This is a genomic window from Streptococcus suis YS161 (assembly GCF_002760245.1).
In the GTDB taxonomy this organism is placed as follows: Bacteria; Bacillota; Bacilli; order Lactobacillales; family Streptococcaceae; genus Streptococcus; species Streptococcus suis_I.
Map to the genome: position 1 here is coordinate 1 of NZ_ASCA01000080.1, position 14,007 is coordinate 14,007.

General features: G+C 42.0%; 13 protein-coding genes and 1 tRNA gene. All 14 read left to right on the top strand.

Annotated features, from left to right (window positions below; genetic code table 11):
* Positions 1-147: 147 nt before the first annotated feature.
* Positions 148-220, top strand: a tRNA-Thr gene (locus SST111_RS10170).
* A 568-nt stretch (positions 221-788) separates the two neighbouring features.
* Positions 789-2,516, top strand: a complete 1,728-nt coding sequence (locus SST111_RS10180; RefSeq protein ID WP_099811150.1) for an ABC transporter ATP-binding protein — start codon at positions 789-791, stop codon at positions 2,514-2,516.
* Entirely contained in the window at positions 2,516-4,255 is a 1,740-nt protein-coding gene (locus SST111_RS10185) for an ABC transporter ATP-binding protein (RefSeq protein WP_099811152.1), read from the top strand. Before SST111_RS10180 ends, SST111_RS10185 begins: the two co-directional genes overlap by 1 nt.
* A 53-nt stretch (positions 4,256-4,308) precedes the next feature.
* Positions 4,309-5,004: an HAD family hydrolase gene (locus SST111_RS10190; RefSeq protein ID WP_044755797.1), complete on the top strand. Its 696-nt coding sequence runs from the start codon at positions 4,309-4,311 to the stop codon at positions 5,002-5,004.
* A 165-nt stretch (positions 5,005-5,169) separates the two neighbouring features.
* Positions 5,170-5,733, top strand: a complete 564-nt coding sequence (locus SST111_RS10195) for a carboxymuconolactone decarboxylase family protein (protein WP_099811154.1) — start codon at positions 5,170-5,172, stop codon at positions 5,731-5,733.
* Positions 5,734-5,975: 242 nt separating this feature from the next.
* Entirely contained in the window at positions 5,976-6,677 is a 702-nt protein-coding gene (locus SST111_RS10200; protein WP_099811156.1) for an N-acetylmannosamine-6-phosphate 2-epimerase, read from the top strand.
* 56 nt (positions 6,678-6,733) lie between these two features.
* On the top strand, positions 6,734-8,047 hold the full coding sequence (locus SST111_RS10205) for an ABC transporter substrate-binding protein (RefSeq protein ID WP_099811158.1): 1,314 nt from the start codon (positions 6,734-6,736) through the stop codon (positions 8,045-8,047).
* Between the two features lie 154 nt (positions 8,048-8,201).
* Positions 8,202-9,089 carry a carbohydrate ABC transporter permease gene (locus tag SST111_RS10210; RefSeq protein ID WP_024418984.1) on the top strand — a complete coding sequence of 296 codons (888 nt, stop codon included), beginning with the start codon at positions 8,202-8,204 and terminating at the stop codon, positions 9,087-9,089.
* A gap of 13 nt (positions 9,090-9,102) precedes the next feature.
* Complete coding sequence (locus SST111_RS10215; RefSeq protein ID WP_099811161.1) at positions 9,103-9,933, top strand: carbohydrate ABC transporter permease; 831 nt, start codon at positions 9,103-9,105, stop codon at positions 9,931-9,933.
* Positions 9,934-9,962: 29 nt separating this feature from the next.
* Entirely contained in the window at positions 9,963-10,418 is a 456-nt protein-coding gene (locus SST111_RS10220; RefSeq protein WP_024376835.1) for a YhcH/YjgK/YiaL family protein, read from the top strand.
* A gap of 32 nt (positions 10,419-10,450) precedes the next feature.
* Positions 10,451-11,110, top strand: a complete 660-nt coding sequence (locus SST111_RS10225) for a YesL family protein (protein WP_099811164.1) — start codon at positions 10,451-10,453, stop codon at positions 11,108-11,110.
* Complete coding sequence (locus SST111_RS10230) at positions 11,107-12,027, top strand: dihydrodipicolinate synthase family protein (RefSeq protein ID WP_029943605.1); 921 nt, start codon at positions 11,107-11,109, stop codon at positions 12,025-12,027. Before SST111_RS10225 ends, SST111_RS10230 begins: the two co-directional genes overlap by 4 nt.
* A 9-nt stretch (positions 12,028-12,036) precedes the next feature.
* Positions 12,037-12,927, top strand: coding sequence for an ROK family protein (locus SST111_RS10235; protein ID WP_099811166.1), 891 nt, complete (start codon positions 12,037-12,039; stop codon positions 12,925-12,927).
* Positions 12,928-13,024: 97 nt separating this feature from the next.
* Positions 13,025-13,993, top strand: coding sequence for an alpha/beta fold hydrolase (locus SST111_RS10240; protein ID WP_099811235.1), 969 nt, complete (start codon positions 13,025-13,027; stop codon positions 13,991-13,993).
* Positions 13,994-14,007: the final 14 nt, after the last annotated feature.

A 14,007-nucleotide genomic window follows, 5' to 3' on the forward strand; every position in this document is an offset into this window, starting at 1 on the left:
TCTACCTTATTTCTTTGTCTCAGTCTAATTTCCAGTTTTTAAGACAGACTAGAACTTACTTTGGGAATTTAGCTCTCTTTATTTTTCTCAATATTTCCAAAAAATCCATTGACTTTTTTTAGAGATATGATATACTAGTCAAGTACTGCTGGTTTAGCTCAGTCGGTAGAGCGCATCCATGGTAAGGATGAGGTCGCCGGTTCAATCCCGGCAACTAGCATCGAATACTATCGAAAGGCCTTGTTTGACAAGGTTTTTTCTTATTTTTGTCCTAAATTCGCCCTTATTGTCAAAAAATCCCTTGACATGAATGTTTATTATGGTAGAATAGGGCTTAGAAATATGAAAGGAGTAAAACAAATGAACAAGCAACTTGTCATTCAGCAAGCTATTTTTTATCATACACTCCTTTCTAAGCAGGAAAACAAAGCTCATTGATGAACTTTTGTCGTTTTTCGTGGGCTATATTTTGAAACATTGAGACAATCAAGCACTGTGGCCATGGTGTGATAAAAATTGTCGACTATGTTCAAGAGCCGGTCTATTTTTGTGGACTTACGCAAGCCTAGGTGGAGTGAGATGCTTCCCTGGGCTTTTTTGTGCGCTTAGAAAGGTAAGGTCTATCAACTGTTGCTCATTGAATATAGTCTTTTAGTTTACTTTTAGTACTAGGCAACGAGCCGCAGGCATAACTAGAGTTAGGCAAGGCGAGTTAACGAAGTAATAATAGAAAAACTAAATGACGATAAAGTGGCAAATGATAGGTTATAGATTTGTAAAGGAGATATATGTTTCGATTAATTTTTGACTATATCAAGCGTCATAAGTGGCTCTATCTATTGGTTGCTGTGACCTTGATTATTTATGACGCTACACTTTTGCTACCAACGCAAATCATACAGCGGATGGTCGATATACTGACCAAGAATGAATTAACACAGGCCATATTGGTTCAGGAGATGACCTTATTGTTATTGGTAACAGTGCTGAACTATGCAACAGCCTTCATTTGGCATCTGAAATTATTTCAGGCCTCTGTCAACTTCAAGTTTGACATGCAGCAACGTGCCTTTAAAAAATTAGTAACCATGCGGACTCCATTTTATGAAAAATTCCGCTCAGGAGATGTCATGACTCGTTTTTCAACGGATGTGGATGGCCTGATGGAGATGGTGGGTTATGGTCTTATGATTGTCGTCTATGCAGGCGGTATGTTGGCTTTTATCATTCCCACGATGTTCTTTATTGATTGGAAAATTTCACTAGTAGCTTTACTACCGATGCTGTTCATGACACTATGTATATTTTTTATCGGGAGAAAACAAGATAGGGCGATTGATGCCAATAGAGAAGCTGTAGCCCAGCTCAATAATGAAGTTTTGGAGGTCATCGAAGGCATTCGAGTGACTCGGGCTTATAGTAAAAAAGCACATCAAAAGGCTCAATTTCAAGCTCGTACCAAACAATTGGCTCAAGGTGGGGATCGCATCACTTCCTTGCAATCATTGTATAATCCATTAGCCACAGTCTGTTTGGGATTGTCTACTATTTTCGTACTTCTCATGGGGGCACAAGCCGTGAAAGCAGGGCAACTGACCTTGGGACAAGTAATTGCCCTTCAATTGTATGTCGGTTCGCTTTTAGAGCCGTTTTGGACACTAGCAGATTTCATCCTTGTTTATCAGACTGGTAAGACATCTTTCGAAAAACTGCAAGAGCTGATTGAGACGGGTGATGATTTGGAGGCTGATGGTTCTAAGGAAATTGCAGAGCTGGATAGTATTTCCTTCAAAAATTATAGCTTTAGTTATCCACAGGCGGAAAGAGCCAGCCTACAGGACATCAATTGGACACTGAAAGCAGGGCAAACTGTAGGTATCGTTGGGAAAACTGGTTCGGGAAAAACGACCTTGGTTCGCCAATTCTTACGCCAGTATCCGATTGGTCAGGGAAATTTTTTCATCAATCATCAATCTGTTTTAGACTTTAAACGTTCTAGTATAGAGGAAAAAATTGGCTATGTTCCACAAGAACACATTCTCTTTTCAAAATCTGTTGGGGAAAATATTGCCTTTGGTAAGCGTGACAGTAGTTTGGAAGAAATTGAAGCGGCTATCGCAACCGCAGCCTTTAGCCAGGACTTGGAGCGGATGAGTCATGGACTGGACACCATGATTGGCGAGCGGGGTGTGTCTATTTCTGGCGGTCAGAAACAACGGATTTCTATTGCGCGTGCCTTTTTACGAGAGCCAGACTTGCTCATTTTAGATGATTCCCTGTCAGCCGTTGATGCTCGGACAGAACGCCAGATTATCCAAAATATTCAAAAAGAACGTGCAGGCAAAACCAATGTCATCGTGACCCATCGTCTATCTGCTGTCAACCATGCAGACTGGGTACTAGTCTTGGATGAGGGGCGTATCGTTGAGGAAGGGCGTCCAGCTGATTTGCTTGCCCAAAGAGGTTGGTACTATGAACAATACCAACGACAACAAAGCCAGGAAGGAGGAGAGTAATGACTATTTTAGGTTTTTTATTAAAACAAATCCGTCGAGTCAAGTGGCTATTTATAGTAGCTGTCGGCTTCTATCTATTGGCTTCGACCATGGTTCGATTGGCTCCTCTGCTGATTCAGCAGGCGATTGATGGACCGATTACGGATTTAAGCAAGGGTTTGCCCTTTGATGAAGCTGTTTTCTTAAACCAGTCAGTTCAATACATGGGAATGATTATTCTGGGAGCTATTGGCTTCTACCTATCTATGCGTTTACTCATGCATTGTGCCAATCGTATTGCTGAAAATCTACGTAATCAAGCTTATGATGTTATGCAACGGTTGCCTATTTCTTATTTTGATGATAAGCCCGCTGGAAAAATTGCAACTAGAATTGTCAATGATACAGAAACTCTGCGGACACAATTTTATGGGACCTTAGTTAATGCCTTTAACAATATTGTTCGTTTGCTCTTTACATACGGTGTCCTATTTTACATGAATAGGAGTCTTGGTTGGCTGATGTTACTCTTGATACCACTCTATATCGGTATTCAATTTGCTTACAAGAAAATGACAGACAAGCCAATGAAGGATTTTTATGATGCAAGGAGTGACGTCAATACGCAGGTGAATGAGACCATGAATGGTGCAAGTTTGATTCAACTTTTTGGACAAGAAGAGCGCATCATGAGAGAATTTGAAGTGACTGCTGACAAGATGCGTCGGGCAGATAATAAGATTATCTGGGCCCAGTCTCTTGCCACGTGGAATCTGAGTGGTTTTCTGCAAAATTTGGTCATTGCTGCGATTTTAACGGTAGTCGGCTATCAGTTTCTTGCGGGACAGGATGGAGTTACAGCTGGGAAACTCTTTGTTTATGTCAACTATATCGAAGGAGTCTTCATTGCTTTGGGAGCGCTGGTTCAACAGTTCCCCAATATGCTTCGCTCTTTTGAAACAGGTAAGCGTCTAATGGCCATTCTAGAAGAAGAGGTGGAGGACGACTGTGATTGTATTTTGGAAGTTGAACAAGGGCAAGTCGTGTTTGAACAAGTGAACTTTAGCTATGAAGAAAACAGACCAGTTTTGAAAGATATTACCATTCGGGCAGAAAAAGGAGAAACAGTTGCTCTGGTTGGGCATACTGGGTCTGGTAAGTCTTCTATTATGAACCTCCTCTATCGTTTCTATGATCCACAGGAGGGACGTGTACTGATTGATGGGAAAAACATCCGTGATTATTCCCGTGAAAGCCTGCGCAGTCACATGGGGATTGTTTTGCAAGATCCCTATCTCTTTACAGGGACGATTGCCAGCAATGTTTCCATGAATGAAGAGGAAGCAGATAGAACCAGAATCCTGCAGGCGCTAGAAAAAGTTGGTGCAAGGCCTATGCTATCTCGCTTAGAGAAAGGGATTGATGAACCAGTTGTTGAGAAGGGGGCGGCCTTTTCAAGTGGGGAACGTCAGTTGATTGCCTTTGCGCGGACACTCTACTCTGATCCTAAAATTCTGATATTGGATGAAGCAACTTCTCATATTGATACGGAGACGGAAGAAATTATCCAACATGCTATGGAAGTGGTGAAAGAAGGTCGGACAACCTTTATCATTGCCCACCGACTTTCTACCATTCAAAATGCAGACCAGATTCTTGTCTTAGATCAAGGTCGAATTATTGAACATGGGAAGCATGAAGAATTGGTTGCACGTGGTGGAGTATATGCTCAAATGCATGAGATTCAAGCAAAGGTGTAATAAGCAGTTAAAAATTCCAAGCTTTGGCTGGAATTTTTTGCTATAATGGACTCATGAAAGCCTTAATTTTTGATGTAGATGATACGCTTTATGATCAGATTCAACCGTTTGAACGTGCTTTGGAAAGACATTTTGAAGTAGCAAGGGAGCAAATTGAACCACTCTACCTTTCCTTTCGCAGATATGCGGATGAAGTATTTGAAGCGACAGCAATTGGAAAGATGAGTCTGAAAGACAGTCATATTTATCGGATGAAACATGCTCTGGCAGATTTTGGGTATCAGGTGTCTGATGCAACAGCCTTAGCTATTCAAATAGATTATGATTATTTTCAAGGGCAGATAGAGCTCAGTCCAGTGTTTCCAGAGATATTTTCATGGTGTCAGGCGCAAGGAATTGCAATGGGGATTATTACGAATGGACCTTATAGACATCAGTTGAGAAAGATACGCACGATGGGGTTAGTTAATTGGTTTGAGCTAGAACATGTCCTAATTTCTGGACAAGTTGGTATCACAAAGCCAAATCCTGCTATTTTTCAACTAATGGAAGAACGTTTGGGGATGTCAGGCGAAGATATTTGTTATTTAGGGGATTCGTTTGAGAATGATGTGGTAGGAGCGAAAGCTGCGAATTGGAAGGCAATTTGGTTTAATCATAGAAAGAGAGTAGAGCCAATAGCTCCGTATCAGGCAGATAAAGTGGTGACAGATTGGGATGAACTGGTCGAAGTTATCCAGTCTTTCTAGTGGTTTCTACAAGGGCTTATCAATTTTTTATAGGTGTGATAGGTAAAATATATTAGCATAATACCTGTCTTTATGATAGCATAAAATGTAAGCATAGAAGTATAGGTGTGAATCCAGGCAGATTTTTATTCCTACTCTATGAAATTTTTTGAAATGGAGTATCCTATGACACAAGATTTTTTCCCTATTCATACCTTGGAAACTGTTAGACCTGATTTGAAAGAAAATTTGGAAACGGTCAAGAAAAATAACGGGGGCTATATTCCTAATTTAATTGGACTTTTAGCCAACTCTCCAACAGCCTTGGAAACCTATCAAACTGTAGGAGGCATTAACCGTCGCAATAGTCTGACACCGACTGAACGCGAAGTAGTACAAATTACAGCAGCGGTTGCTAATGGTTGCGGCTTCTGTGTAGCTGGTCACACTGCTATATCTATCAAGCAAATCAAGATGCCGGATGAGATTTTGCAGGCTCTTCGTCAGGGGACACCAATCGAGGCTGATGTAAAATTGGATACTCTAGCTCGTTTTACTCTGGCTGTTATCCATGAAAAAGGCAAGGTTGAACAGCCCTTGCTAGAGGAATTTTTCCAAGAGGGCTACACGGATGAAAATGCCTTGGATGTGGTGTTAGGAGTCAGTCTTGCAACTCTTTGTAATTATGCTAACAATCTCATCAACACTCCTATTAATCCTGAATTGCAGGCCTATGCTTTGGAGAATTGAGTAAATAGAATAGAGTAAAAACCAGTCGGAAAAATCGGCTGGTTTTTCAGTTCTAACAAGTGAAACTATTTTTATAAAAAAGTTAGAAAATAGAAAGTAGTTTCAAAAAATCCCCTTTTCTTTCTTCAGGCAGAAATTAAAATTTAAATGTAAAAGTCTATTGAAAAAACATCAGTATATTATATAATTATATTGTAAGCGCTATCTTGGATCCAATAGTAGAACGGTGCAAGGAGAATTAAATGGCGATCATAAGCAAAGAAATCTTAAAAGAGCAGATTAAAGATGGCATTATTGTTTCCTGTCAGGCCTTACCTGGTGAACCCTTGTATAGGGAAGAAGGGGGGATTATGCCTTTACTCGTAAAGGCGGCAGAAGAAGCAGGTGCCGTAGGTATTCGAGCCAATAGTGTCCGAGATATTAAAGAAATCAAGGAAGTAACCGATTTACCGATTATCGGAATTATCAAGAGAGATTACCCTCCTCAAGAACCCTTCATTACGGCAACGATGAAAGAGGTTGACGAGCTAGCTGAGCTAGACATTGCAGTTATTGCCCTGGATTGTACTAAACGTGAGCGTTATGATGGTCTGGACATCGTTGATTTCATCAAGCAAATCAAGGAAAAATATCCACACCAACTCTTCATGGCAGATATTTCTACCTATGAAGAAGGTGTGACAGCCTACGAGGCAGGTATTGATTTTGTTGGAACGACCTTATCGGGCTACACATCCTATAGCCGACAAGAAGATGGTCCAGATATTGAATTGGTTGATCGACTCTGTCGAGCGGGTATTGATGTCATCGCTGAAGGAAAAATTCATTATCCGGATCAAGTCAAAACCATCCATGATCTAGGTGTGGCAGGTATCGTTGTTGGCGGGGCTATTACCCGACCAAAAGAAATAGCAGAGCGGTTTATCCGAGTGTTGAAACAATAAATAAGTAGTCTAAGCACCCATTGGGGTAAGCAAAATAATAAAAAAGGAGAAGAATGATGAAGAAAATCATACATTCATTGTTAGCTGGTGTGGCAGTTTTGTCACTTGCAGCATGTAGTGGTGGTAGCAGTAATACAACTGCTGAGAAGACAGCTGATTCTAGTGCTTCTGGCAAGACAGAAATCACTTGGTGGGCCTTCCCAGTCTTCACTCAAGAAAACACAGAAGACGGTGTGGGTACCTATGAGCAAAAAATTATTGCTGCTTTTGAGGAAGCAAACCCAGACATCACTGTAAAACTCGAAACCATCGACTTTACATCTGGTCCTGAAAAAATTACAACTGCTATCGAAGCAGGTACTGCTCCAGACGTCCTCTTTGACGCACCAGGTCGTATTATCACCTACGGAAAAAATGGTAAATTGGCTGAGTTGAATGACCTCTTCACAGATGATTTTGTCAAAGATGTCAACAATGACAACATTATCCAAGCATCTAAGGCTGGTGATACAGCTTATATGTACCCACTCAGCTCTGCTCCATTCTACATGGCCTTTAACAAAGCGATGTTGAAAGACGCAGGTGTGCTTGATCTTGTCAAAGATGGCTGGACAACAGACGACTTTGAAAAAGTTATCAAGGCTTTGAAAGATAAAGGCTACAACCCAGGTTCCCTCTTCTCTAACGGTCAAGGTGGTGACCAAGGTACTCGTGCTTTCTTGGCAAACCTCTACAGCGGTAGCATCACAGACGAAGGCGTAACTAAGTATACAACTGATTCAGAGCAAATGATTAAAGCTTTGGATAAGGCAGCAGGCTGGATTAAAGACGGCTACATGATGAACGGCTCTCAATACGCAGGTGGCGATGACATCCAAAACTTTGCAAATGGTCAAACATCTTACACTATCCTTTGGGGTCCTGCTCAAAATGGTATCCAAGGACAATTGTTAGAAGCATCTAAAGTAGAAGTTCTTGAAGTACCATTCCCATCTGAAGATGGTAAGGCAGCTCTTGAGTACCTTGTAAACGGATTTGCAGTCTTCAACAATGGCGACGAAGCTCGTGTAGCAGCGTCTAAGAAATTCATCCAGTTCATCGCAGATGACAAAGAATGGGGTCCTAAGAACGTTGTTCGTACAGGTGCCTTCCCAGTTCGTACTTCGTTTGGTGCTCTCTATGATGATGAACGCATGGCTATGATTGACAAGTGGACTGGTTACTACTCACCATACTACAATACTATTGACGGATTTGCTGAAATGAGAACTCTTTGGTTCCCAATGCTTCAAGCTGTATCAAATGGCGAAAAAGAAGCAGCGGCTGCTTTGAAAGAATTCACTGAACAAGCAAACGCAACGATTAAATAAATGAATTGAATGAGGCTCCTTTTCTCTGTTAGCTATTCAATAGATATGGAAAAGGAGCCGTTCCTTTTATGCTTAATGAAAATCAAAAAAATTTTCATCACTTATTTTGGTTTTCAATGAGTTTTGTTACAAGATTAGAATGGAGGTGTTCTAAGTGCAGATAAATAAGATTAGAATGCGGGAAACCATTGTATCCTATACCTTCTTAGCTCCTATTCTCATTTTCTTCACCATTTTTGTACTCGCTCCAATGATTATGGGATTTGTCACCAGTTTCTTTAACTATACCATGACAGATTTTAGCTTTGTTGGACTAGATAACTATGTACGGATGTTTAATGATCCGATCTTTATCAAATCTCTGATTAACACGTTGATTATCGTGGTTGGCTCAGTGCCAGTTGTTGTCTTCTTTTCTGTCTTTGTCGCTTCGCAGACCTATGAAAAGAATGTCATCGCTCGTTCCTTCTACCGTGCAGTCTTCTTCCTGCCTGTTGTAACGGGTTCCGTTGCTGTAACGGTTGTTTGGAAATGGATTTACGATCCCTTGTCAGGTATCTTGAACTTCGTTTTGAAATCTGGTGGCCTTATTGAACAAAATATCAGTTGGTTAGGGGATAAACAGTGGGCCTTGTTAGCCATCATCATTATCCTCTTAACAACTTCAGTTGGTCAGCCGATTATTCTTTACATTGCAGCTCTAGGAAATATTGATAATTCCTTGGTAGAAGCTGCGCGTGTGGACGGAGCCAACGAACATCAGGTTTTCTGGCAAATCAAATGGCCAAGCCTCTTGCCAACCACTCTTTATATTGCTGTTATTACAACCATTAACTCCTTCCAGTGTTTTGCCCTTATTCAGCTCTTGACCTCAGGTGGACCTAACTATTCAACCTCCACCCTCATGTACTACTTGTACGAAAAGGCCTTTAAGTTGTCTGAGTATGGATATGCAAACACCATGGGTGTTTTCCTGGCAGTCATGATTGCACTGATTTCCTTTGCCCAATTCAAGATTTTGGGTAACGATGTGGAATACTAGAAAGGAGGAAACTATGAAAAAGAAAACCATTACACCCTTTGGTGTTATTTCAACGTTCATCTTGCTCTTGTTGACCATCCTTTTCATCTTCCCCTTCTATTGGATTATGACCGGTGCCTTTAAGTCACAACCTCATACCATTGTGATTCCGCCTCAGTGGTGGCCAACCCAGCCAACGCTAGAAAACTTTACCAAGTTGACTGTTCAAAACCCAGCCTTACAGTGGCTATGGAACTCAGTATTTATTTCCTTGACGACCATGATTTTGGTTTGTATGACCTCTTCTCTAGCTGGTTACGTCTTGGCTAAGAAACGGTTCTACGGACAGCGGATCTTGTTCTCAATCTTCATCGCTGCCATGGCTTTGCCTAAACAGGTTGTACTTGTGCCTCTGGTACGGATTATCAACTTTATGGGGATTCATGATACCTTAGCAGCGGTGATTCTACCGCTAGTTGGCTGGCCATTTGGTGTTTTCTTGATGAAACAATTCTCTGAAAATATCCCAACAGAGCTCTTGGAATCTGCTAAGATTGATGGATGTGGTGAGCTGTCAACCTTCTGGAATGTTGCCTTTCCAATTGTCAAACCAGGTTTTGCAGCCTTGGCCATCTTCACCTTTATCAACTCTTGGAATGACTATTTTATGCAGTTGGTTATGTTGACTTCTCGTCAGAATTTGACCATTTCGCTAGGTGTTGCGACTATGCAGGCTGAAATGGCGACCAACTACGGTGTTATCATGGCGGGAGCGGCAATGGCTGCAGTACCAATTGTTACTGTCTTCCTTGTCTTCCAAAAATCCTTTACTCAAGGTATCACCATGGGAGCGGTTAAGGGCTAAGAATTCGGATAGTTTGGGGAGAATGATACATGATTTATGATCATATTGACAATTGTTCACAATATAAGGGACTGCATCCCAACTTGGATCTTGCCTTGGCTGTTTTGGAAAAGGGTGATTTTCGCGAGCAGGACCTAGGCAGGTATGAAATAGCTGGTCAAGATGTCTATTATTTCCTTCAGGAAAATACCCTCTCTGAAGAGTTCAAGGAGGAATTTGAATACCATCGTTCATACGCAGATATCCATTTTGTTATCAGCGGACAGGAACAAATTTCTTACGGTTGTCGTCTTGTTGGAGAAGATACTGGTTTTGATCCAGCAAGTGATATCGGTTTTGTTCCGAGTGAAAAATGGGTGGATTGCCTACTTGATGGGAATTACTTTGCTATTTTCCTGCCTGGTGAGGTTCATCAGCCAAACCAATGGGCAGGTGGACAAAAGACTGTCCGCAAGTTTGTCATTAAAGTCTTACTAGACGATTAGTTCTCAACTAAAATAGAAAGGGGAAGATGTAAATGAAAGGAAAGGGTGGTAGAACACTGGTTCAGTCCTTGTTTGATGCCAATCATCCAGCATGGCAACTGGTAGAGAAACTCTTTGATCTCATGCTCTTAAATGGCTTAACTGTTTTGGCAAGTCTTCCTCTTTTTACCTTGGGAATTGCCAAACTAGCCCTCCAAGCGAGTTTATGGGACATGAATGAAGAAGGGAAGGTCAAGGTCTGGTCGACCTACTGGGGTCATTTTGGTCGCCAGTGGAAACAGGGCTTGGTCTTGTCACTGGTAGAAATTGGGCTAACGACCTTTTGCCTCTTGGATCTATATCTGATTTGGGGACAGGCTGGTCTGATATTTGACAGTTTTCGTGCAAGCTGTATTGCCATCCTACTCTTTAGTCAGCTACTTTGGGTCTATATCTACCCGTTAGCCAGTCGATTTGATTTGCACTTGAAAGACTTATTCTTAAAAGGGATTTTATGCCTGGGGAATATGCTGTCCTTGACCGCTATGGTTGGTCTGGTCTTTCTACTTGTAGCTACTATCCTCTTTTATTCAGACCTGACATTTTTAATCGGTCTGGTTTGTCTGCTATTTTTTGCCTATGCAGGCCTATCCTTTCTATTTATTAGAGAGTTTGGTTCAAGAATAAAAACAGTTAAAAAGGAATTAGAATGAAAGATTTATCGAAATATCATGGAATTATCCCAGCCTTCTATGCCTGTTATGACGAGGCTGGTGAGATTAGTTCAGAACGTGTAAAAGCCCTGGTTCAGTATTTCATTGACAAGGGTGTTCAAGGGCTTTATGTCAACGGTTCATCTGGTGAATGTATTTACCAAAGTGTAGCAGACCGCAAGCAAATTCTTGAAGCGGTCATGGAAGTTGCCAAGGGCAAATTGACCATTATCAACCATGTTGCCTGCAACAATTTGAAGGACAGCGTGGAGCTGGCTCGTCATTCGGAAGAATTGGGTGTTGATGCTATTGCAGCCATCCCACCGATTTACTTCCGTTTGCCAGAGTACAGCATTGCTGCTTACTGGAACGGTATTAGTGCAGCTGCACCAAATACAGATTTCATCATCTACAACATTCCGCAACTGGCAGGTGTTTCCTTGACACCAAGTCTTTATAAGGAAATGTTGAAAAATCCACGCGTGGTCGGTGTGAAAAATTCCTCTATGCCAGTTCAGGATATTGATACCTTTGTCAGTCTAGGCGGTGAAGACTATGTGGTATTCAATGGTCCAGATGAGCAATTTCTCGGAGGTCGCCTCATGGGCGCTAAGGGTGGAATTGGGGGTACCTATGGTGCTATGCCAGAACTCTTCCTGCGTTTGAACCAATTGATTGCGGACAAGGACTTGGAAACAGCCCGTCAATTGCAGGCGACTATCAATACTATTATTGGTAAACTGGTATCCGGTCATGGTCATATGTACGCTGTCATCAAGGAAGTCATCCGTATCAATGATGGCTTGGATATTGGTTCTGTTCGTGAACCTCTGACAGCCTTGACGGAAGCAGACTTGGTCATTGCTCAAGAAGCAGCCCAACTCATTCGCGATGCTAAGGAAAGATTTGGTGCCTAGGAGGTGTCTATGAAAACCTATCTTGCTATTGATATTGGCGGAACTCAGATTAAATATGGTCGTCTGGATGAAGCAGGTCAGATTCTTGAAAGTTATAAGATAGACACGGAAGCCTACAAGGGCGGCCCCCATATCCTAGCGACGGTCAAAAAACTTGTGGCAGATTTCCATGCTCAAGCCCCCCTTTCAGGTGTAGCCATTTCTTCAGCTGGGATGGTTGACCCTGACAAGGGAGAGATTTTCTACTCAGGGCCACAAATTCCAAACTATGCTGGTACCCAGTTTAAGTCTGAAATTGAAACAGCTTTCGGTCTTCCTTGCGAGATTGAAAATGATGTCAACTGTGCAGGACTAGCAGAAGGTATTTCAGGTGCTGGTCAGGGCAGTCAGATTTCCATTTGCTTGACTATTGGCACGGGCATTGGAGGTTGCTTGCTAGTGGATGGTCAAATCTTCCATGGCTTTAGTAATTCAGCTTGTGAGGTCGGCTATCTCCACCTTTCAGATGGGGCTTTCCAAGACCTGGCTTCAACGACGGCTCTTGTCCAAGAAGTAGCTCGCTTACATAATCAGGATCCAGCAGACTGGAATGGCTACAAGATTTTCCAGAAAGCCAAGTCAGGAGATGCACATTGTATTGCAGCCATTGATCGCATGGTCAACTATCTTGGTCAAGGTATTGCCAATATCTGCTATGTAGCCAATCCAGAAGTGGTCATTCTTGGCGGTGGTATTATGGCGCAAAAAGATTATCTCTTTGAGAAAATCCAAGCAGCTCTTAAGGAAAACCTGGTTTCTAGCCTAGCAGACAAGACCAAGCTAGCCTTTGCTGAGCATGAGAATGCTGCTGGTATGCTGGGAGCCTTCTATCACTTCCAACAGAAGCAAGGACTAAGATAATATCAGGTAATGTAAGATGGAGAGCTTCCTTCCCTTTCTCTTCTCCTTTAGATTTGGAAGCTTTCCGTCTTTTTTCTAGTTGTAGAGAGGTTGAATGATGATAGATAATATGACCTTGCAGGATATGCTGACCTATCGTGGTCGGCAGGAAGTCCCTGCAGATTTCGATGCCTTCTGGCAGAATGAAAAAAATCAGTTGACAGGTCTAGCAGACTATGTATTACTTGAAAAAGAATGCAACTTGCCTCATGTAGCTTGCTACGAACTGACCTTTACGGGTACAAATGGCTCCAAGGTTTTTGCCAAGTGCCTCTTTCCAAAGAGTGACCAACCAGTTCCTGTCCTCTTTTACTTTCATGGTTACCAAGGTCAAGGACCCGACTGGTCTGAGAATTTAAAATTTTTAGCAGCTGGTTATGGGGTAGTAGCTATGGACGTACGTGGGCAGGCGGGGCGTTCTCAGGATTTGGGGCAATTTGATGGTCTAACTGTTAAGGGGCAGGTTATTCGAGGGATGCTTCAAGGGCCAGAACACTTGTTTTATAAGGATGTCTATCTGGATGTCTATCAGCTGATTGAGATTATTGCCAGCTTGGACTTTGTTGATCAGAAGCGCCTGGTGTCTTATGGTGCCTCACAGGGAGGGGCCTTGGCCTTGGTGGCAGCCGCTCTCAGTCCCTACATCAGTAAAACCGTAGCCATCTATCCTTTCCTATCTGACTTTAAACGGGTCTTGGAACTTGGCAACAACAGTGAAGCCTACGACGAATTGTTTCGTTATTTCAAATTTTCAGATCCGTTTCATGAACGGGAAGAGGAAGTTCTTCGAACCCTATCCTATATTGATGTAAAAAATCTGGCTCACTTGATTTCATGCCCAGTCGCTATGGTAACGGGCTTAGAAGATGGCGTTTGTCCTCCATCAACCCAATTTGCTATCTACAATCGACTGGAAGTTGAAAAAGAGATGAAAATCTTACCAGAATATGCCCACGATGCCATGCATGTAAAGGTTAATGACTATGTCTATGATTATTTAATTGGGACACGTTTTTCAGCTAACTAATAAAGGCACTACTT

Excerpts from the sequence above, each read along its gene's own strand:
- SST111_RS10180 (WP_099811150.1), top strand. The coding sequence starts at position 789 with ATGTTTCGATTAATTTTTGACTATATCAAGCGTCATAAGTGGCTCTAT.
- SST111_RS10185 (WP_099811152.1), top strand. The coding sequence starts at position 2,516 with ATGACTATTTTAGGTTTTTTATTAAAACAAATCCGTCGAGTCAAGTGG.
- SST111_RS10190 (WP_044755797.1), top strand. The coding sequence starts at position 4,309 with ATGAAAGCCTTAATTTTTGATGTAGATGATACGCTTTATGATCAGATT.
- SST111_RS10195 (WP_099811154.1), top strand. The coding sequence starts at position 5,170 with ATGACACAAGATTTTTTCCCTATTCATACCTTGGAAACTGTTAGACCT.
- SST111_RS10200 (WP_099811156.1), top strand. The coding sequence starts at position 5,976 with ATGGCGATCATAAGCAAAGAAATCTTAAAAGAGCAGATTAAAGATGGC.
- SST111_RS10205 (WP_099811158.1), top strand. The coding sequence starts at position 6,734 with ATGAAGAAAATCATACATTCATTGTTAGCTGGTGTGGCAGTTTTGTCA.
- SST111_RS10215 (WP_099811161.1), top strand. The coding sequence starts at position 9,103 with ATGAAAAAGAAAACCATTACACCCTTTGGTGTTATTTCAACGTTCATC.
- SST111_RS10220 (WP_024376835.1), top strand. The coding sequence starts at position 9,963 with ATGATTTATGATCATATTGACAATTGTTCACAATATAAGGGACTGCAT.
- SST111_RS10225 (WP_099811164.1), top strand. The coding sequence starts at position 10,451 with ATGAAAGGAAAGGGTGGTAGAACACTGGTTCAGTCCTTGTTTGATGCC.
- SST111_RS10230 (WP_029943605.1), top strand. The coding sequence starts at position 11,107 with ATGAAAGATTTATCGAAATATCATGGAATTATCCCAGCCTTCTATGCC.
- SST111_RS10235 (WP_099811166.1), top strand. The coding sequence starts at position 12,037 with ATGAAAACCTATCTTGCTATTGATATTGGCGGAACTCAGATTAAATAT.
- SST111_RS10240 (WP_099811235.1), top strand. The coding sequence starts at position 13,025 with ATGATAGATAATATGACCTTGCAGGATATGCTGACCTATCGTGGTCGG.